This is a genomic window from Phyllobacterium sp. TAF24 (assembly GCF_052113785.1).
GTDB lineage: Bacteria > Pseudomonadota > Alphaproteobacteria > Rhizobiales > Rhizobiaceae > Phyllobacterium.
This window is the reverse complement of the sequence record NZ_JBFRDN010000006.1, coordinates 50,867-69,792: the sequence shown is the minus strand read 5'-3', so window position 1 is coordinate 69,792 and position 18,926 is coordinate 50,867. Positions and strand designations below refer to the sequence as shown.

Here is an 18,926-nt window from a genome sequence, read left to right as displayed (position 1 = left end):
ATTCATTGAGAGGGTGGGAGGAAAATCATTGTCTCGGGTTGAACGGTTTGGACTTTCTGCGGCGTTGACGATGCCGTTTGATGCGGCGTTGGCAATTGATCTGCGTGCCGCGATCGATCATGCAAAGTCCTGTTTGCAGCGTGGTTGCAGCAGTGTGACGTTGTTTGGAACAACGGGTGAGGGCTCGTCTATCGGTGCGCTGGAGCGTCAGACTGTTATCAAGGAATTCATTGCGGCGGGAATTGAACCATCGCAAATCGTTGTCGGCATCATGGCAAATTCCCACGTCGATGCTGCTGAGCAGGCGCGGTTTGCGCTTGATACGGGATGCAAGGGCATTCTCCTTGCACCGCCATCTTACTTCAAGAATGTCAGTGATGACGGATTGTTTGACTGGCATTCGGCAACATTCAGGGCAATCGGACCAGATGTTCGTGGAGTTATTCTTTATAATCTCCCGTCTGTTACGGCGGTTGAGATTTCCATTGATCTTGTCACGCGCTTGCGGGAGGCCTTCCCCAACGCCATTGCAGGTGTAAAGGACTCCTCCGGCAACTGGAACTATACGGAAAAAATGCTGGCGCGGCACAATGATCTTGCCATTCTGATTGGTGACGAGCGAAGCCTTGCAGGCGGCGTGCGGCTTGGCGGGCAGGGCGCGATTTCAGGGCTGGCCAATCTTTACCCCGAACGTCTTCTGCGCATGATTGATGAAGGGCGTGATGACGAAGAGGTGGTTGCGGCTGTCAACGAACTGGTGAAGTATCCAGTGATTCCTGCGGTCAAGGCAATGGTTGCGCATCATCGTGGTGAAGACGGTTGGCGGCGCACGCGCGGCCCGCTGGACGCTTTGCCAGAGGGTGATTTCAAGCATCTGACGACGATCTTTGATCGTTTGTTCGTAGCAGCGGCAGCCTGACGGGGAATCGTAAAAGCGCCCCGAGGAGGAACAGGCATGGATGATAGTGGCGAGCCGGTAAGACTGCGTGAAAAAGCCTATGCCAGTTTCACAGAGCATCTTCTGGCCCGTGATTTTCATCCGGGACAGTTCGTATCGCAGCGCCAGCTTGTGGCCATGACGGGGATGCCGCTTGGCGCGATCCGCGAAGTTGTCCCAAGGCTTGAAGCCGAGGGGTTGGTGAAGACGGTTCCGCAGCGCGGAATACAGATTGCGCATATTGATATCAACCTGATACGCGAGGCGTTTCAGTTTCGTGTGTTCATGGAGAAGGAGGCCATCGCGCTGTTCTGCGTGTCCGCATCCGATGATCTGTTGGCAAAGCTGCGCCGCGAACATGAAGAGACATTGGAAATGGCATTGAGGGATGGTGAAACGCCGGAGCTTGAGCTGCACGCACAGGCGATTGACTGGTCCCTGCACGATACGATCATTGATTCCCTTGGTAACGGGATCATTTCGAAAGCCTATCGTATCAATGCCATCAAGATGCGGTTGATTAACCAGGAGCGGTTTCGCATCACAGGTCGGGTCATTCCGGTGATGCGTGAGCATCTGGCGGTAATATCAGCCATCGAGTCACGCGAACCCCAGGCGGCGATGGATGCCATCGCTGAACACATAAACAATGCAAGGAACCTTGCTCTGAAAGTCTGAATGCGCCGGTGCCGGAAATGGGAGTTACGGCACTCAAATAATCATGGGAGGATGATAAGCATGCAACGGATTCAACCGACACGCCGGCAATTTCTGGCCGGATCAGCAGCACTAGGCGCTGCCAGCTTTGCCGGACTAAAACCGGCATTCGCCAATGTCGACTGGAAGAAATATGCGGGCACGACGCTTGAGGTGAACCTGATCAAGAGTCCGCGTGGCGATATCCTGCAAAAGTATCAGAAAGAATTCGAAGAACTGACGGGGATCAAGGTCAATTCCGAGCAGACACCGGAACAGCAGCAACGCCAGAAAGCCGTGATTGAACTGACATCCGGCAAGCCGAGCTTTGACGTCATCCATATCAGCTATCACGTGCAGAAACGGCAGTTCGAAAAGGGCGGCTGGCTTGCCGACCTGACACCATTCCTGAAGGACCCCAGCCTTACCGAACCTTCACTCGTCGAAAGCGATTTCGCCGAAGCCGGGCTGGCTTTTGCCAAGGACAAAAACGGTCGTTTCGGCGGTCTTCCGTTCTCAGTGGATTACTGGATTCTCTATTGGAACAAGGAACTCTTTGCCGCCAAAGGGGTTGAATATCCAAAATCCTTTGATGAGCTGGTGAGTGCAGCAGAGAAGCTTACCGATACGAGCAAGGGCACTTACGGCTTCGTCGCGCGGGGCATGAAGAACGCCAATACGCCTGTCTGGGCCAGTCTCATGCTTGGTTATGGCAAGAGCACGATTGATGATGGCAATCTCCAGACCGACACGCCTGAAGCTATCGAAGCGGCAACGCTCTATCAGCGGCTGATGACCAAATCCGCGCCTCCCGGCGTGACTGGCTTCAATTGGGCCGAATGCCAATCAAACTTCCTGCAGGGCAAGGTTGCCATGTGGCTTGATGGTATCGGCTTTGCACCGCCACTGGAAAACCCGGAGAAATCGCGGGTCGTTGGCAAGGTCGGCTATGGCGTTATGCCGAAGGGACCAGCCACGCAGGCCGCGCCAACATTTGGTGACGGTATCGGAGTGACGGAAGGGTCATCGAAGAAGGAAGCAGCCTATCTTTATTGCCAGTGGGCAATCTCGAAGGAGATGGGCGCACGTCTGCTGCAAACCGGTTCGGGTGTACCGTTCCGCAATTCAATCCTCAATGATCCCGAGGTTCGCAAGGGTGTAACCATGCCGTCCGAATGGGTTGATGTGTTGACGGCATCGGCCAAGGTCAGCCAGCTTTGCCTGCCCGTTATCGTCCCGGTCACAGAGTTCCGCGATGTGATGGGTGTCGGGCTGACCAACCTTCTCGGTGGTGCTGACCCTGCAACGGAAATGAAACGGGCAACGGAAGAATTCCGCCCGATCCTCGCGCGCAGCGAGGGCAAATGACTATCGCCGCCCCGGCCATGACCAGTGAAGCACAAAACACCAAGGCCAGATCAGGCAAACGCCGGCTCAAGCCGAGCTATTGGCCGTTTGTTATTCCGGCGCTGGTTATTGTCGGGGCGGTCATTCTATTCCCGTGGGCGTTCACGCTATGGATGAGTGTCAATGAATGGCATCTTGGTGGAGAACAAAGCTTTGTCGGCTTTGCCAATTTTACCCGGTTGGCCACCGATGCCCGCTTCTGGCAATCGATGGGGCACACGGTGCTCTATACGCTTCTCTCGGTTATAGCCCCATTGTTTTTCGGAACAATTGCAGCTCTGATCTTTGACAGCAAACTGCCGATGCGCGGGCTGCTCCGCGGTATCTTCGTCATGCCAATGATGGCAACGCCCGTGGCGATCGCACTGGTCTGGACCATGATGTACCACCCGCAGCTTGGGGTTCTCAATTACTTGTTGTCGCTGGTTGGCATCGGTCCGCAGGAATGGATATTCAACCAGAAGACCGTGATACCATCGCTCGTACTCGTCGAAACGTGGCAATGGACGCCGCTGGTTATGCTGATTGTGCTCGGGGGCCTCGCTTCCATGCCGCGCGACCCGTTCGAAAGCGCGGAGATTGACGGCGCCAATGGTTGGCAGAAATTCCGCTACATCACACTGCCGATGATCCTGCCGTTCATGATGGTCGCAGTGATTATCCGTTCAATCGATGCTCTGAAGAGCTTCGACATCATCTTTGCCATGACGCAAGGCGGTCCGGGAACGGCATCCGAAACGATCAATATCTATCTCTATAACGTTGCGTTCTCCTATTACGACATAGGCTATGGCTCGGCGATTGCCGCGGTCTTCTTCATCGTCATCATCACCATGTCTCTGGCGCTGCTTTACCTGCGCCAGCGGACCAAGTGGAATAGCTGAGGGAGACGCCGATGGCCCGCCGTAGTCCGCTGAAATCACTGGGCACTGCCTTTGTCGTGTTCGTGATTGTTTCGCCCGCCATTTTCTTCTTTCTCTGGATGTTGTCGCTTTCGTTGAAATACGAGATCGACAATGGCGCCTATCCACCCATCTTCATTCCGGAACGCATTGCGTGGTCGAACTACACGCAGATTTTTGCAACCAATGATTTCCTGCACTATTTCTGGAACAGTCTTGTCGTAACTGGCATATCGACATTGCTTGCACTGCTTGTCGGCGTGCCTGCGGGTTATGGTATTGCACGTTTGCGCGCCGACAAGGCGGCCATCGTCATCATGATCGCGCGTATGACGCCGGGCCTTTCCTATCTCATCCCCTTGTTTCTGCTTTTCCAGACAATGGGGTTGCTGGGGACACTGTGGCCGCAGATCATCATCCATCTGGTTGTGACAGTGCCTATCGTGATCTGGATCATGATCGGCTATTTCGAAACAACGCCGATGGAACTGGAAGAGGCTGCCATGATTGACGGCGCAACCTCGTGGCAGGTTTTTGTCAAGGTAGCGCTGCCGATTGCCAAACCCGGTATTGTGGTTTCGTTGATATTGGCGGTGATCTTTTCCTGGAACAATTTCGTCTTTGGCATTGTGCTTGCCAGCCGCGAGACCCGGACGTTACCGGTCGCCGTCTACAATATGCTGTCCTTTGAACAGGTCAGTTGGGGCCCATTGGCCGCTGCGGCGCTGGTTGTGACATTACCCGTACTGTTGCTGACGGTTTTTGCCCAGCGCCAGATCATTGCAGGGCTTACCGCCGGTGCCGTCAAGGGCGGCTAAAATAATCTTAGAGAACAGGGAGAACGCGATGGCTTCGGTCTCGATCAAGGATGTCACCAAGAAATACGGCACCATCAATGTGATGCATGGCGTATCCGTCGATATTGAAGATGGCGAATTCGTTATTCTCGTTGGGCCATCAGGCTGCGGAAAATCGACGTTGCTGCGTATGATCGCAGGGCTTGAAGAGATCACCACGGGCGAGATTGCCATTGGCAGTCGTGTGGTCAATGATCTGCCTGCCAAGGAACGCGACATTGCCATGGTGTTCCAGAATTATGCGCTCTATCCCCATATGACTGTTGCCGACAATATGGGCTTTGCGCTCATGCTGAAGAATGCGCCGAAGCAGGAAAAGGAAAGTCGTGTTGGCCGGGCTGCCGAAATCCTTGGTCTGGAAAAACTGCTCGACCGTTTTCCCCGGCAATTGTCAGGCGGTCAGCGGCAGCGTGTTGCCATGGGCCGCGCCATTGTCCGCGATCCGCAGGTGTTCCTGTTTGATGAGCCACTTTCCAATCTCGATGCCAAATTGCGGGTGCAGATGCGCAGCGAAATCAAGGGGCTACACCAGCGGCTCGGGACAACTATTGTCTACGTAACTCACGATCAGATCGAGGCCATGACCATGGCGGACAAGATCGTTGTGATGAAGGATGGTCTGGTTGAGCAGATCGGTACGCCGCTCGACCTCTATGACTATCCGGCCAATCTGTTTGTCGCCGGATTCATCGGTTCACCGTCGATGAATTTCATCCGGGGCAGTCTGGCGGGAGTTGGTTCGTTTCAAACGGCGGAGGGGATCAAACTGCCTGTACCGCAGACGATTGCATCGGCAGGATCGGATGAAGTGATCTATGGCGTGCGCCCGGAACATATAAGGATTGCGGAGGGCGGCATTCCGGTCGACGTCAGTGTTGTCGAACCAACGGGATCGGAAATCATGGTGGTTGGCAAATTGGGTGATCAGGAGATCATGTGCCTCTTCCGTGAGCGGCTCTCCATTAAATCAGGCGATAGAATTCACATAGGGATTGATCCTGCTCACAGCCATCTGTTTGATGGTGCTAGTGGAATGCGTCTTGGCAGTAAAACTGCCACGCATTGATCGCCATAATATCAAGACTTCCAGGAGCATTGCCCGTGACCATATCGACAGAGACTTTCAAGACCGGAACATTTGCTGGCCGTGTCTGGCGCCCTGATGTGCAAGGTCCCGCAATCGTTGTGATCCGCGACGGAGTTTTGTTCGACATCACATCCAAGGAGATCGCAACCATGCGCGATCTTCTGGAACTGGAAGATCCCGCTGCTTACGCGAAAGCACAGGGCGGCGCGAAGCTGGGCTCGCTGGACGAGATTTTCAAGGCATCTGTCGAAAGCGAGGGGGACGCATCGCAGCTTCGACTGCTTGCGCCGTGCGATCTTCAGGCAGTGAAAGCCTGTGGTGTCACCTTTGCCCGCTCCATGATCGAACGCGTTATTGAGGAAAAGGCGGCAGGCAATCCCACGCTTGCGCTCAAGATCCGCGAACGTGTGATGCCTATTATTGGTGATAGCCTACGCGACCTGAAAGCCGGTTCGCCAGAGGCGGCAAAGGTCAAGGCTGCCCTGATAGAGGAAGGCGTCTGGTCGCAATATCTGGAGGTCGGTATCGGGCCGGATGCGGAAGTGTTCTCCAAGGCGCAAGTGCTCTCATCGGTCGGCTGGGGCGCAGCGGTAGGCCTGCATCCCATATCGAGCTGGAACAATCCGGAGCCGGAAATCGTCCTCGCCGTCAATAGCAAAGGCGTGGTGAAAGGCGCAACGCTCGGCAATGACGTGAATCTACGCGATGTCGAAGGCCGTTCTGCACTTCTTCTTGGGAAGGCCAAGGACAACAACGCCTCATCGTCAATCGGCCCGTTCATTCGGCTCTTTGACGCGACCTATTCCATTGATGATGTGCGCAATGCCGACCTTGACCTCATGGTTGAGGGCAAGGATGGCTACGTTCTCAGGGGCAGCAGCACTATGCGGGAGATCAGTCGAGATCCGCTGGATCTGGTTGCCCAGACTACCGGCAGGCATCACCAGTATCCCGATGGGTTCATGCTGTTCATGGGAACGCTCTTTGCGCCGGTTGAAGACCGCGACACACCGGGGCAGGGGTTCACCCATAAGATCGGCGATGTCGTGACTATATCAAATCCGCAATTGGGTGCGCTTACGAATACGGTGCGGTTGTCGACGGAATGTCCCGAATGGACCTTTGGCACGTCGGCACTTATGCGCAATCTTGCCGCGCGGGGCTTGCTGTAGTCACCGATCTTCTCGCCGCCATTCAATCTGGTTCACACGGCCAGATTGAACAATTGTCATAATAGTTTCGTCTAAGTTCGATCAAACTTTCACACAGCCCGTCCAGAGTTGAATGCGAGCGAGGCAGCTGGAATTGTCCAGAACTGCCTCGAGATCATTTTCTCAATTGCCGTATTCAGGGGGCTTTAATGCAGGGTTTTGGTGTGAAAATAGGTTTGGCCGCGGGGCTGTTGGCCGCTGGCTTCAGCGCGACACCGGCTATGGCCGAAAAGGTCAAGTTTGAATTCTGGTATGGCCTCAGCGGTGACCTTGGCGAACGCGTGCAGGACGCCTGTAAGAAGTTCAATGACTCGCAGGCCAATTTTGAAATCGTCTGCACCAGCCAGAACGGCTATCCTGAAACTGTCCAGAACGCTATTGCTGCCTACCGCGCCAAAAAGCACCCAGCTGTCGTACAGGTATTTGATGGCGGCACGCTCGACCTGATGCTCTCAGGCGCTTTCGTTCCAGCCAAAAAGTTGATGGAAGACAATGGCTACAAGATCGACTGGAGCAACTATTTCCCGGGCATCGCCAATTATTACGCCACTGCAAAGGGCGAGCTGAACTCATTCCCGTTCAATTCCTCCACCGCAATGTTCTATTACAATGTTGACGCCTTCACCAAAGCAGGCATCCAGAATGCGCCTGAAACGTGGGAAGATGTTGAAGCCGCTGCACGCAAGTTGAAAGCTGCCGGTTATGCCTGCCCATTCGGCTTCAGCTTTGACAGCTGGGCAACCGTCGAACAGTTCTCCGCCATTCACAATCAGCCTATTGCCACCAAGAACAATGGCTATGACGGGCTTGATACTGAGCTTACGCTCAATAAGACCAAGCTGGTCGACCAGCTGACATTCTTCAAGAAGATGACGGATGAAGGCCTGTTCGTGGTCAAGACCAAGCAGCTCGGCATGGACGTTGTTCCAGCATTTACGTCMGAGACCTGCCAGATGATCCAGTCCTCGATTGCCGATCACGGCACAATCGGCAAGACAATCAAGCAGGGTGCAAAGTGGGACGTCACCATGCTTCCAGTCTGGAAGGGCACAGCCCGTCAGAATTCGATGGTTGGCGGTGCGTCGCTTTGGGTGCTGAACAATCGTCCGGAAGCTGAATATAAGGGCGCGGCTGCGTTCCTGAACTTTATTGCCCAGCCCGATATGGTTGAGTGGTGGTCGACAGTAACGGGCTATATCCCTGTTACCAAGACAGGCTTTGAAGCCATGAAAGCCAAGGGCTTTTACGATCAGCCAGCCTTCAAGGGCCGTGAAAAAGCAATCGCTAGCCTGACATTCACGCCAACATCAGCCAATACCCGCGGCATCCGTCTCGGCGGCTTCCCGCAGATCCGCAAGGAAATCTCCGATGCCATGGAAGGCATCTTCTTTGGCAAGCTGACCGTTCAGGCTGGTCTTGATCAGGCTGTCGAGCGCGGCAATGTCATCCTGCGCCGTTTTGAAAAGACCTATGCCGGTAAAGCACTGAACTAATTACAGGCTTTCAAATGGTCCGGAGCATCGCTGCACCGGGCCATTTCATTTTCGCCCATAGGCAGAATTGATTGATCTCATGAACAAGCGCGCTGTTTTCAAAAGCTGGTGGTTGCCCCTCCTTTTTGCCTTGCCGCAACTCCTGCTCATTTTGTTCTTTTTTTACTGGCCGGCCATATCGGTTTTCAACTGGGCTTTTACGCTGGAACCTGCCTTTGGTGGTGCTGGCGAACGTCTCTTTGTCGGCCTCGACAACTTTCGCGATGTTTTTGCCGATAGGGAATATTGGCGTTCCGTTTCACTCAGCCTGTTCTTTGCATTCACCGCAACCGGATTGTCGATGCTGATTGCCTTTGTTCTGGCGATCTGCGTTGACCGCCAGTTGAAGGGATCAGGTCTTTTTCGCTTTTTCTACATCTGGCCCTATGCAATTGCCGCGCCCGCCGTGGGTTTGGCTTTCCGCTTCATCTTTGCACCGGAAAGCGGGCTGATTGCAGTGGTGAATACATGGTCGCCCGATCTTTGGAATCCCGCCAAATATGGCAGCCACGCGATGATCCTCATTATCATCTGCTTTGCGTGGAAATGGATCGGCTACAATTTCATTTTCATGACCGCCGGTCTGCAATCCATACCGCGTAGTCTGCTCGAAGCATCGTCCATGGATGGCTCAGGACCGGTTCGCCGTGCGCTTGATATCCAGATTCCGCTTCTTGCCCCGACCCTGTTCTTCCTTCTGGTCCTCAATCTGACGGAAAGTTTCGTTGGCCCCGATACATTCGGTATCGTCGATCTGACCACGGAAGGCGGGCCGAACAAGGCGACTGACGTCATGGTCTACCGCATCGTCAGCGAAGCTTTCCGCGGCCTGAACTATTCGGGTGCGGCGGCGCAGAGCCTCGTCCTCATCGCGCTCATCATGGTGTTTACGTTCATCCAGTTCCGCTTCGTCGAGCGGCGCGTGCATTACAAGTAGGATTATGGCGATGATCGAACGCACCCCCATACTCAACGCCATCACCTACCTCATCATGATTCTGGGATTGGTCCTTATTCTCGGGCCGTTCTGGATGATTTTCACGGCCGCGACCCAGTCCCTGCAAGAGGTCACGGCTGTACCCTTCAACATGACGCCCGGCGGAGACTTTTTCAAAAATGTTCACGCCGCCTGGGATCGTGCCAATCTCGGTCCGGCATTGCTCAACAGCCTTATCACCTCGCTGCTTGTTATGACCGGCAAGATCGTATTGGCTGCGCTAAGCGCCTTTGCCATCGTCTACTTCAAGAGCCCGCTGCGTCACGTCTTCTTCTGGATGGTTTTCATGACGTTGATGCTGCCACTCGAAGTACGCGTGATCCCCACCTACAACATTGCCGCCGATGTGTTCGAACCTGTTCGCTGGATCATCCAGACTGTGACTGGCATTGAACTGTCGTTGCAGTGGAATCTTTTGAATTCCTATTCAGGTCTGGTCCTTCCGCTGATAGCAACAGCGACAGGCACATTCCTTTACCGGCAATTCTACATGACGCTTCCCGATGAGCTGGCGGAAGCCGCCAAGATGGATGGAGCGCGACCGCTGCGCTTCTTCATCGATATTCTGCTGCCGCTCTCGCGCACCAATATGTTGGCGCTGGCAACGATCATGTTTGTCTATGCGTGGAACCAGTATCTCTGGCCCAAGCTGATGACCACCGATGCCAGTTACCAGACGGCCATGGTTGCCATGCGTGCGCTTGTACCATCCGTCAACGCCTTGCCCGAATGGAATGTCTCCATGGCAGGCGCTCTCATCATCATGCTGCCACCCCTTATCGTCGTTGCAGTCCTGCAGCGCTGGTTTGTCCGTGGCCTCGTCTCGACTGAGAAGTAAAGGAAAAAGCAATGGCCGAAATTGGCATCAAAGATGTGCGCAAGACCTATGGAAGCACGCCGATTTTGCACGGCGTCGACCTGAACTTCAAATCCGGTGAATTCGTTGTCATTCTCGGACCATCGGGTTGCGGCAAGTCAACGCTGCTCCGTATGATCGCTGGTCTTGAAGAGATCACCTCGGGCGAGATTTCAATCGATGGCAAAGTGGTCAACAATCTCGAGCCGAGAGACCGCGGCTGTTCGATGGTTTTCCAGAATTATGCGCTCTACCCGCACATGAACGTTGCTGCCAATATCGGCTATGCGTTGAAAGTTGCGGGCGTTCCGCGTGCCGAACGCGACCGGCGCATTGCGGAGACAGCCAAGATTGTCGGCCTTGAAGAACTGCTTGATCGCAAACCGGCACAACTGTCAGGCGGCCAGCGCCAGCGCGTTGCCATGGGTCGCGCTATCATTCGCGAGCCGAAAGTATTTTTGTTCGATGAACCGTTGTCCAATCTTGATGCAAAGCTGCGCGTTCAGATGCGGGTGGAAATCCGCCGGCTGCACAAGCGGCTTTCGGCGACATCAGTCTTTGTTACGCACGATCAGGTGGAGGCCATGACACTTGCCGACAAACTGATCGTCATGAACAAGGGCCATGTGGAACAGGTGGGCACACCGCTTGAAATTTATCATCGGCCACGCACGCGCTTTGTCGGAACGTTTATCGGTTCGCCTGCCATGAATTTCTTCGACACGATGATCGCGCCGAGTGGTGATCATGTACTGCTTGATGGTATCAGGCAGGCAATCGATCCGGTTCTGGGTGGTAAGCACGTGGGTGCCGCTGTTTCTGTCGGTATCCGTCCAGAACATTGCCGTCTCGTTCCGGCTGGTACAGTCAACAGTGTTCCGGCCAATGTCGATTTTGTGGAGGAGCTTGGCTCTGGCCGCATCGTGCATGTTGAGATCGACGGAATGAGCTTTGCGGTCTCTGTTGAGGAAGACCAATTCTTCGAGCAAGGCGCAGTTGCTGGCCTGCAATTGCCCGCTGAACATATTCATCTGTTTTCGCTGCAAAGCGGTTTGCGCCTTGACGATGCTCCTGTCGCAACGCGCCAACCTGCAACGAAGACAGTGGCCGCATAACCTGTTTTGAAAGGATCAAACATGAGCACGGACTCAACCATTTCTGCCGTCGGTTTTTGTACTTACACCGGCAAAGGTAATTTTGACACGCTGGAAAATGCCTTGCGTACCATCGCCGATCTGGGTGCCAATGCCGCCGAATTGTCGCTTTATGGCGAAGAGATTATCTCGGGTGGCCGGATCATTCCGGGCCGTGCCGAACGTCTGACTGAAATCACAAGCAAGTTCGACTTGCGCTACAGCGTGCATGGCCAGATCGTGTCCAACTTCATGGACCGCGAGCATCTGGAGTACCAGAAGGCCGTTGTTCGCGCGATGCTGGAACTTTGCAACCGTGTTGAAGCCGGAATCCTCGTACAGCACAGCGGCAATGCCAAAATGCCGGCCCAGTCGCGGATCGCCGATCTCGACAAGATGGAGCGCGATGCGCTTGCTGAGATGGCGGAAATTGCCAAGGGTTATGGTGTGCGGATCGCACTCGAAAACATCTTTGCTGTCACCGATGCGGAATATCGCCAGACGCCCGCACAGGTCGGTGAAACGGTGCGAGCAATTGACAGTGCCAATGTCTGCGGCCTGATCGATTTTAGCCATGCCTATATTGAAAGCACACGGCTTGGACTCAACTGGCGCGAACAGATCAAAGCCATGGCGCCGGTTACGGGCCATCTGCATGTGCATGACAGCTTTGGTCGTCCCTACAGCATGACAAAGTTCTATCATCCGGCTGAAGCAACGGCGCTGGGTATCGGCGATCTGCATCTGCCGATTGGTTGGGGTGACATTCCGTGGGAAGAAATCTTTGAAGAGCTGACTTTCCTGCCGGATACGATGCTGATTATGGAAATCACTGGAGAACGGTTTGCAAGTGAACAGGCCGAGTGCCTCGAACGCGCATTGAAACTCGCTGAGATCGCCAATAACCGCCGCCTGGCGGCATGATAAGAGAGGCGCGGTCGACCCGCTTGACCGCGCCACTTCCCTCCGTTCACAATGTCGACTAAACCGAGATACGACTTTGGTCGACATGTTGATATTGGGAACTATGTAAATGGCTGACGATATTCTGTTTGTTTCAAAAGACGCTTCTGAATGGACGAAGACTGAGCCCGGTGTCAGTCGCCGGATCATGGCCTATCTGCCTGAGATGATGCTGGTTGAAGTACAGTTCGAAAAAGACGCCGTTGGGTCGCTCCATTCCCATCCGCATATTCAGGCGAGCTATGTTGCCGAAGGACGCTTTGAAGTCACCATTGATGGCATCAGCCAGGTGCTGGAGCAGGGCGGCAGCTTCATTGTTCCCTCCAACCTTGTTCATGGTGTCAAGGCGCTGGAAAAAGGCCGTTTGATTGATAGTTTCTCGCCCCACCGCGCCGAGTTTCTCTCCTAATAATCAATCCTTTTATTGATGTCATATCCGCTTGACAGACTTCCTCTGTTGGGCAAAACTGAAACCGGTTTCACTTTGCGCTGGACTGATGTTTGACCTTTGATCTGACCATACTGGCTCCGCATATTCCTTTTCTGCTGAAAGGTGCGGTTCTGACAGCCGAGGCCTGCGTTCTGGCGCTTGTCGGTAGCCTGTGCATTGGCATGATCGTTGCCGCGCTGGTTACATCAGCTTCGCCGATCCTTTCCCGTATCGCCTATATCTATGTAGACTTGTTCCGGAACATTCCGTTCATCGTCCAGTTGTTCTTTTTCTTCTACGGCCTGCCGGAAATTGGCATTTATCTTGATGCTTTTGCCACGGGCGTGATTGCCCTCTCCATAGCGGGCGGTGCTTTCACGTCGGATGTGATCCGTTCGGGCATTCTTTCGATTGATACGGGTATTTTGGAAGCCGCCGAGGTGAGCGGGCTTTCAAAACCGACCATCTTCCGCAAGATCGTGATGCCGATTGCGTTGAGAACATCAGTACGTCCGCTCGGATCGGTCTTTATCAACCTCATCCTGACATCATCGATCCTCTCAACCATCACGCTCAACGAATTGACGGGTTCAGCAAAGATCGTCGCATCGGACACATTCAGGCCCTTTGAAATATACGCGGTGCTGCTCGTCGCCTATGCCAGCCTGACTTATCTGGTTTCGCTCGCCATCGGTGCCTTGCATCGCTACCTCAATCGTGATCAGAGCGGGGTCGCCTGATGCGTTATACGTCGTTCACCTCTTACGACATTGTTCTGCTTGCGCAGGGTCTTGGTGTTTCCCTCGCGCTCTTTCTGGCAACGACGATCATCGGTCTTTTGCTCGGTTCTCTCTGGGCAGTTATCCGGTTCTATCGTGTGCCTGTACTCACACAGATCGTTACCGTATTCGCTGAGCTTTTGAAAAACTCGCCGGTCTTGGTTCAGCTGTTTCTCGTGTTCTTTGGCCTGCCTGCCTTTGCCAAGCTCAACGTCACACCGGTCGAGGCTGCCGTCATTACGCTCTCCGGCAATACCGCCGCATTCGTCTATGTGATTGCCGTGTCCGCGATAGAATCCATCGGCCGCGACCAGATCGAGGCTGCCCGGGTTTTTGGCCTGTCCCGCTGGCAGGTGCTTCGCCATATCATTGCACCGCAGGCCATGGCCTTTGCCATTGGGCCGCTCACAGGCCTTCTGGTCAATCAGTTGCAGGTGACATCGCTGATATCGGTGATTGGCGTGGTTGACCTGACAAAGATTGGCAACATCCTCAATCTGCGCACACTCAAGCCTTTCGTCGTCTGGGCGATGGTGGGCGCGCTATACTACGTCATGGCCAAGCTCATCGCGTATGGGGGGGCAACTTTGGAAAAGCGGCTGAGGGCGCATACCGCATGGAAAGGTCTGTGAAATGATCAGCGTGAGAGGTGTACGCAAAGCTTTCGGCGCTGCAACCGTACTCGATGGAATAGACCTTGATGTCCATAGTGGTGAAGTCGTGTCGATCCTCGGTTCCAGCGGTTCGGGCAAATCGACCCTGATCCGTTGCATGAACGGTCTGGAAAAGCTTGATGCCGGGCGCATTACCATCGATGATTTCGATGTGTCCCGTCCGAAGGAACTCACCGAAGCGCGCAAGCGGTCAGCAACGGTTTTCCAGCTTTTCAATCTTTATCCGCACATGACCGCCGTGCAGAACATTGCGTTGGCTCCGGTTGAGGTGCTGAAAATACCGCGCAAACAGGCGGAAGCCGATGCACGCGCGCTTTTGGAATCCGTGGGTCTGAGCGCGCGGGCTGACGCGTTTCCGTCGCAATTGTCCGGCGGTCAACGCCAGCGTGTTGGTATTTGCAGGGCGCTTGCCATGAAGCCGCGCTATCTGTTGCTCGACGAAATCACCAGCGCGCTTGATCCGGAGATGACATCGGATGTGCTGGCCATTCTCGCCAAACTTGCCAGTGACGGAACGACCATGGTTTTCGTGACCCACGAAATCGAATTTGCCCGAACGATTTCATCGCGGGTTGTGTTTCTCGACAAGGGACAACTTGTCGTTGATCTGCCAACGGCTGAGTTCTTTGCCGCCGATGGCGGCATGGCCAAGCCGCGTATCGCCCAGTTCCTCTCCAAAATGCGTAAAGACTGACAATGATCCTGATTGCAAATACGGAAGCCTGGCCGGGTTTCGCCAAGAGTGTCGAACTTCTTAAGCAGCAAGCGCATGGCATTGACGCCATGGTGGCCGGTATCAGCGAGGTTGAGCGCGAGGTGAAGGTCCGTAGCGTCGGCTATGGCGGCTGGCCGAATATGCTTGGGCGTATGGAATTTGACGCTGGTGTGATGAATGGCACGACGCGGGATGTTGGAGCCGTCGGCGCTGTTCCCGATACACTTCCCGTGGCGGCTTTGGCCCATGAGGTGATGAAACGTTTACCGCACGTTATGCTGACCGGCGAAGGTGCCCGCCGTTTTGCCACGGAAATTGGTTTTCCCATCGATGAAACGTTATATGAAGACAGCAAGCGCGTCTGGTGGGAGCGTCTTCAAAAGGAATTGACGCGGGAAGAACTGACGGCTTTTCCCGATATTCCATTGGCCCCTCTCAGCCGCACCATTACCGACCCGGAACGGGTGCGCGATACGACGGTGTTCCTGTCGAAGGATTCTGCAAATGGTATTCATGCGGTAACTTCCACTTCCGGTTGGGCGTGGAAATATCCGGGGCGTTTGGGCGACTCGCCTATCGCAGGAGCAGGGTTTTATGCGGACAGCCGCTATGGTGCAGCGGCCTGTACCCATACGGGCGAAATGACGATCCGCTGCGGGACGGCACGTAGTATCGTGCTTGCCATGCGCTTCGGGCATTCACTGCGCGAAGCTGTCGATATGGCGATGGAGGACCTTGCGCAATTGACCACCGGGTTTCTGGCAGGTGTGGTCATTCATGCGATTGACGCCAAAGGCAATCATGAAGTGGCCAGTTTCCGTTGCCATGGAGAAATCAAATACTGGTTCTGGCAAGCTGGAATGAGTGCGCCCGAGCACCGGGTAGCAAGACAATTTGAGACGCAATAAACAACATAAAGGGGAAATTCATGAGAGTACAAATCGGAAAATTAGCGGCACTGGCGCTGACTGCCGCACTTGCCTTTACCGGCGCAGCCCATGCCGGGAAGATTGACGACATTCGCGCTGCCGGAACAGTCCGCATTGGTGTTTCACTTGGCGGCGAGCCCATCGGTTTCCGCGACGACAAGAATAATCCCGTTGGCTATGACGTCGATGTGGCAACGATGCTGGCGGCCAAGCTCGGTGTTCCCGTTGAATTTACTGATGTCTCCGGTGACGCTCGTGTGTCTATGCTTGTTTCCGGACAGCTTGACATTGTGGTCGCCAATACGTCGGCGACGCTTGAACGTGCCAAGACCGTCAATTTCTCGATCCCTTACAACCGTGCTGGCCTGCGGGTCATCGTGCAAAAGGATGCCGGCATTGCCAAGCTCGAAGATCTCGCCGGTAAGAAAGTGGTCGTCGGTCGGGGCACGACAGGCGAAAGCTTTTTGAAGAAGAGCGTGCCAACGGCCGAGCTTGTTTACACCGACAATTTCTCACCCGATGGCGTGTTGCTTTTGCAGCAGACGCGCGTTGATGCGGCTATCGAAGATTCTTCACTGCTCGATTATCTCGCAACCAAGAACGATAGCCTTGTCACTTTACCGGGCCTTTACTCAAACGATCCGATTGGCATCGCAGTTGCCAAGGGCGATCCAGAGTTCGTCCGTTGGCTCGATATGTTCGTCTCTGACTATATTCAGTCAGGTGCCTATGATGCGAATTACAAGAAATGGTGGGGTGAAAAGTCCAATCCACCGGCACTAACGCCGCTTTGGTAATTTGACTTGATAAGGCCGGGTATCTCCCGGTCTTTTCTCTTTCGGTCAGGAACTGGACCGCGAAACGAAATAGGTTGGCACCTGTATCAGTTTCTCTCCTGAACTGAACAAAGCAGGTTCCCGCAAAAACTTCAGGATTTCATTGATGTAAGTGGCCTTGTCGTAGCCTATCGAGGAGATGGGATAGGCCTCATATTCGGCTAGGGTTACGTCATCGAAGCCATACAGCCGAAATGCTTCAGATTTGTTGGCCGGAAAGTCTCGTCGATGGATATCGAGGATACCCATAGCCATGGCGTCGGATGTGCAGAAAACGGCGTCGGCTGCTTGCCAGTTGGTTGAGGATGCGACCTGACGTCCACTTTGATAGGAATAGTCGCCCGGCAGTTCTGCAACCAGCTTAATTTCTTGGCGCATCAGCTCCGATTTATAGATTGCAATGCGGGCTTGTTCGACAGGAGAAGCTGCGCGACCGGTAACAAGGATCGCACTGCGCACGCCTTTGCGGGCGGCATCCGCTACCGCCGCAGCAATGCCGATCCGTTCATCGGGTATGATGGCAGGAGAATTTGCGTCGCGCATGCCATTGAGCATCAGAACGCTGTCGTTACGGAACATTTTCCGTACTGTCTCTGCATCGGCGAAGTCTGAAAATACGAGGGCTGCGTCGACGTGATAGGCGATACCATTGCGCAGGAATTCATCTATGCGTTCGGCGGAGCCAACACGAACAAAAATCACCTGCTTGCCGATGGATTGTATCTGACTGATCAGGAGATCAAACAGGTCTAGATCGGAAAGATCGTGGATGTGGTTGACGATGACAGCAACAAGATTGACAGTTTTGGTGGTCAGGCTTCGCGCGAGAAGATTGGGTTTGAAGCCAAGTTTTGCCGCTGCTGCCAGCACCCGTTCGCGCTTGTCAGCCGACACTGGCCGCGGTTCAGTTGAGAGGGCCCGCGATGCGATGGCGCGGGAAACGCCGGCGAGTTCAGCGACATCCGCAATGGTCGGCAGGGGCTGGCGTTTGCGGGGCTCGGTCATGGATATCGGCATCCTTCATGTCTGATCCGCTATCCCGCCTTGTTGCACATGAATGATTGCGACGTAGTGACGTGAAGTGCGGATCACGTCCTGCTTACCTGCTTAACCATTGACACTTCAATAGCAAAACGCCGTTCCAGAGCCTTTCCGGCAGAACGATTCTATTTAAGCCGGAAAGGTTTTAGCGTGAGCCGAGCGCCCGGAATGTCGTCTCAAGACTGGATTTGGTGCCAGCCGTTGGCCTGTATTCCAATCCGACAAAGCCATCATAGCCATTATCGAACAACCAGTTCAAAGACTTTGACAGTTCCAGTGTCCTACTGCCCGGCTCATTGCGGCCCGGATGATCGGCAACATGGACGTGCGCAACCCGATCAACCCGGCCGTCGAGCACTTTTGCGGTCTCTTCTCCCATCACGAGGGAATGATAGATATCGTAGACAATCCGGATTTCTGGCCTGTTCACTTCATCGATAATATCAAGGCCTTCAACCGTTGAATGAAGGAAATAGCCCTTGTGGTCGATCAGTGTGTTGAGTGGTTCGAGACCCAGAACGACGCCTGTTCCCGCAAGCACATCGGCAGCTTGTATCAGGCAATCGACCAAAGCCTGATGCTGCTCGGCGCGGGTGTGACCGGGAAGATCATCCCCGGCCTGCGCAATAAGCACTTTGGCACCCAGCCGATTTGCCATATGCGCACTGGCACGAAGGCCAATCAGAAAGGCATCATGGTTGGCAGGATCGGTCAGCGGAATCATGGGTTCCGCAACGAGGCTGGACAGAGCGAGCTTTGTTTCAGCCAACGCCTTCTCGACCGCAGGAATATCCTTCTCGGTCCATTTCCAGAACTCAACTGCATCCAGACCCGCATCTCCAGCCAAGCGGATACGGTTGGCGAAATCGGGTGACTCTTCAGCAAACAACCACTCGATACATGCCGAATACTTCATCGCTTCATCCTCGCCAAACCGGTATCCC

The 18,926-nt window shown here is 54.3% G+C and carries 20 protein-coding genes; 18 read left to right on the top strand and 2 right to left on the bottom strand.

The features are described from left to right. Positions 1-28 precede the first annotated feature (28 nt). The 18 genes from AB4Y96_RS07480 to AB4Y96_RS07395 all read left to right on the top strand — a co-directional run bounded on the left by AB4Y96_RS07480 (position 29) and on the right by AB4Y96_RS07395 (position 16,902). Positions 29-919 carry a dihydrodipicolinate synthase family protein gene (locus tag AB4Y96_RS07480; RefSeq protein WP_441916458.1) on the top strand — a complete coding sequence of 297 codons (891 nt, stop codon included), beginning with the start codon at positions 29-31 and terminating at the stop codon, positions 917-919. Positions 920-955: 36 nt separating this feature from the next. Then, positions 956-1,615 (top strand): GntR family transcriptional regulator, encoded by a 660-nt coding sequence (locus AB4Y96_RS07475; RefSeq protein WP_091881289.1) that lies wholly within the window; start codon positions 956-958, stop codon positions 1,613-1,615. A 60-nt stretch (positions 1,616-1,675) separates the two neighbouring features. Next, complete coding sequence (locus AB4Y96_RS07470) at positions 1,676-3,001, top strand: ABC transporter substrate-binding protein (protein ID WP_112522344.1); 1,326 nt, start codon at positions 1,676-1,678, stop codon at positions 2,999-3,001. After that, the gene (locus tag AB4Y96_RS07465; RefSeq protein WP_441916457.1) at positions 2,998-3,924 is read left to right on the top strand and encodes a carbohydrate ABC transporter permease; all 927 of its coding nucleotides are present in this window, start codon (positions 2,998-3,000) and stop codon (positions 3,922-3,924) included. The genes AB4Y96_RS07470 and AB4Y96_RS07465 overlap by 4 nt, the downstream gene beginning before the upstream one ends. An 11-nt stretch (positions 3,925-3,935) precedes the next feature. After that, positions 3,936-4,760: a carbohydrate ABC transporter permease gene (locus AB4Y96_RS07460; RefSeq protein ID WP_441916456.1), complete on the top strand. Its 825-nt coding sequence runs from the start codon at positions 3,936-3,938 to the stop codon at positions 4,758-4,760. 28 nt (positions 4,761-4,788) lie between these two features. After that, the gene (locus AB4Y96_RS07455; protein ID WP_441916455.1) at positions 4,789-5,865 is read left to right on the top strand and encodes an ABC transporter ATP-binding protein; all 1,077 of its coding nucleotides are present in this window, start codon (positions 4,789-4,791) and stop codon (positions 5,863-5,865) included. Between the two features lie 35 nt (positions 5,866-5,900). Further along, the gene (locus AB4Y96_RS07450; RefSeq protein ID WP_441916454.1) at positions 5,901-7,058 is read left to right on the top strand and encodes a fumarylacetoacetate hydrolase family protein; all 1,158 of its coding nucleotides are present in this window, start codon (positions 5,901-5,903) and stop codon (positions 7,056-7,058) included. A gap of 188 nt (positions 7,059-7,246) precedes the next feature. Beyond that, positions 7,247-8,590: an extracellular solute-binding protein gene (locus AB4Y96_RS07445; protein WP_441916453.1), complete on the top strand. Its 1,344-nt coding sequence runs from the start codon at positions 7,247-7,249 to the stop codon at positions 8,588-8,590. Positions 8,591-8,669: 79 nt separating this feature from the next. After that, positions 8,670-9,566, top strand: a complete 897-nt coding sequence (locus tag AB4Y96_RS07440) for a carbohydrate ABC transporter permease (RefSeq protein ID WP_441916452.1) — start codon at positions 8,670-8,672, stop codon at positions 9,564-9,566. 10 nt (positions 9,567-9,576) lie between these two features. Beyond that, the gene (locus AB4Y96_RS07435; protein WP_441916451.1) at positions 9,577-10,464 is read left to right on the top strand and encodes an ABC transporter permease subunit; all 888 of its coding nucleotides are present in this window, start codon (positions 9,577-9,579) and stop codon (positions 10,462-10,464) included. Positions 10,465-10,475: 11 nt separating this feature from the next. Beyond that, positions 10,476-11,597 (top strand): sn-glycerol-3-phosphate import ATP-binding protein UgpC, encoded by a 1,122-nt coding sequence (locus AB4Y96_RS07430; RefSeq protein ID WP_441916450.1) that lies wholly within the window; start codon positions 10,476-10,478, stop codon positions 11,595-11,597. Positions 11,598-11,618: 21 nt separating this feature from the next. Further along, positions 11,619-12,539 carry a sugar phosphate isomerase/epimerase family protein gene (locus tag AB4Y96_RS07425; RefSeq protein ID WP_441916449.1) on the top strand — a complete coding sequence of 307 codons (921 nt, stop codon included), beginning with the start codon at positions 11,619-11,621 and terminating at the stop codon, positions 12,537-12,539. Between the two features lie 109 nt (positions 12,540-12,648). Beyond that, positions 12,649-12,987: a cupin domain-containing protein gene (locus AB4Y96_RS07420; RefSeq protein WP_441916448.1), complete on the top strand. Its 339-nt coding sequence runs from the start codon at positions 12,649-12,651 to the stop codon at positions 12,985-12,987. A 92-nt stretch (positions 12,988-13,079) separates the two neighbouring features. Continuing rightward, positions 13,080-13,748, top strand: coding sequence for an amino acid ABC transporter permease (locus AB4Y96_RS07415; protein ID WP_091881257.1), 669 nt, complete (start codon positions 13,080-13,082; stop codon positions 13,746-13,748). After that, on the top strand, positions 13,748-14,419 hold the full coding sequence (locus AB4Y96_RS07410) for an amino acid ABC transporter permease (protein ID WP_091881254.1): 672 nt from the start codon (positions 13,748-13,750) through the stop codon (positions 14,417-14,419). The genes AB4Y96_RS07415 and AB4Y96_RS07410 overlap by 1 nt, the downstream gene beginning before the upstream one ends. Position 14,420: 1 nt before the next feature. After that, positions 14,421-15,155, top strand: coding sequence for an amino acid ABC transporter ATP-binding protein (locus tag AB4Y96_RS07405; protein ID WP_441916447.1), 735 nt, complete (start codon positions 14,421-14,423; stop codon positions 15,153-15,155). 2 nt (positions 15,156-15,157) lie between these two features. Next, a complete protein-coding gene (locus AB4Y96_RS07400) occupies positions 15,158-16,084 on the top strand; it encodes an isoaspartyl peptidase/L-asparaginase (RefSeq protein WP_441916446.1) in 927 nt (308 codons plus the stop codon). A gap of 20 nt (positions 16,085-16,104) precedes the next feature. Continuing rightward, on the top strand, positions 16,105-16,902 hold the full coding sequence (locus AB4Y96_RS07395) for a transporter substrate-binding domain-containing protein (protein ID WP_441916445.1): 798 nt from the start codon (positions 16,105-16,107) through the stop codon (positions 16,900-16,902). 45 nt (positions 16,903-16,947) lie between these two features. Here AB4Y96_RS07395 and AB4Y96_RS07390 read toward each other — a convergent pair whose 3' ends face one another. Next, the gene (locus tag AB4Y96_RS07390) at positions 16,948-17,946 is read right to left on the bottom strand and encodes a LacI family DNA-binding transcriptional regulator (RefSeq protein WP_441916444.1); all 999 of its coding nucleotides are present in this window, start codon (positions 17,944-17,946) and stop codon (positions 16,948-16,950) included. Between the two features lie 181 nt (positions 17,947-18,127). Further along, a complete protein-coding gene (locus tag AB4Y96_RS07385; protein ID WP_441916443.1) occupies positions 18,128-18,898 on the bottom strand; it encodes a TIM barrel protein in 771 nt (256 codons plus the stop codon). Positions 18,899-18,926: the final 28 nt, after the last annotated feature.

Excerpts from the sequence above, each read along its gene's own strand:
- AB4Y96_RS07475 (WP_091881289.1), top strand. The coding sequence starts at position 956 with ATGGATGATAGTGGCGAGCCGGTAAGACTGCGTGAAAAAGCCTATGCC.
- AB4Y96_RS07470 (WP_112522344.1), top strand. The coding sequence starts at position 1,676 with ATGCAACGGATTCAACCGACACGCCGGCAATTTCTGGCCGGATCAGCA.
- AB4Y96_RS07465 (WP_441916457.1), top strand. The coding sequence starts at position 2,998 with ATGACTATCGCCGCCCCGGCCATGACCAGTGAAGCACAAAACACCAAG.
- AB4Y96_RS07460 (WP_441916456.1), top strand. The coding sequence starts at position 3,936 with ATGGCCCGCCGTAGTCCGCTGAAATCACTGGGCACTGCCTTTGTCGTG.
- AB4Y96_RS07455 (WP_441916455.1), top strand. The coding sequence starts at position 4,789 with ATGGCTTCGGTCTCGATCAAGGATGTCACCAAGAAATACGGCACCATC.
- AB4Y96_RS07440 (WP_441916452.1), top strand. The coding sequence starts at position 8,670 with ATGAACAAGCGCGCTGTTTTCAAAAGCTGGTGGTTGCCCCTCCTTTTT.
- AB4Y96_RS07435 (WP_441916451.1), top strand. The coding sequence starts at position 9,577 with ATGATCGAACGCACCCCCATACTCAACGCCATCACCTACCTCATCATG.
- AB4Y96_RS07430 (WP_441916450.1), top strand. The coding sequence starts at position 10,476 with ATGGCCGAAATTGGCATCAAAGATGTGCGCAAGACCTATGGAAGCACG.
- AB4Y96_RS07425 (WP_441916449.1), top strand. The coding sequence starts at position 11,619 with ATGAGCACGGACTCAACCATTTCTGCCGTCGGTTTTTGTACTTACACC.
- AB4Y96_RS07420 (WP_441916448.1), top strand. The coding sequence starts at position 12,649 with ATGGCTGACGATATTCTGTTTGTTTCAAAAGACGCTTCTGAATGGACG.
- AB4Y96_RS07410 (WP_091881254.1), top strand. The coding sequence starts at position 13,748 with ATGCGTTATACGTCGTTCACCTCTTACGACATTGTTCTGCTTGCGCAG.
- AB4Y96_RS07405 (WP_441916447.1), top strand. The coding sequence starts at position 14,421 with ATGATCAGCGTGAGAGGTGTACGCAAAGCTTTCGGCGCTGCAACCGTA.
- AB4Y96_RS07400 (WP_441916446.1), top strand. The coding sequence starts at position 15,158 with ATGATCCTGATTGCAAATACGGAAGCCTGGCCGGGTTTCGCCAAGAGT.
- AB4Y96_RS07395 (WP_441916445.1), top strand. The coding sequence starts at position 16,105 with ATGAGAGTACAAATCGGAAAATTAGCGGCACTGGCGCTGACTGCCGCA.
- AB4Y96_RS07390 (WP_441916444.1), bottom strand. The coding sequence starts at position 17,946 with ATGACCGAGCCCCGCAAACGCCAGCCCCTGCCGACCATTGCGGATGTC.
- AB4Y96_RS07385 (WP_441916443.1), bottom strand. The coding sequence starts at position 18,898 with ATGAAGTATTCGGCATGTATCGAGTGGTTGTTTGCTGAAGAGTCACCC.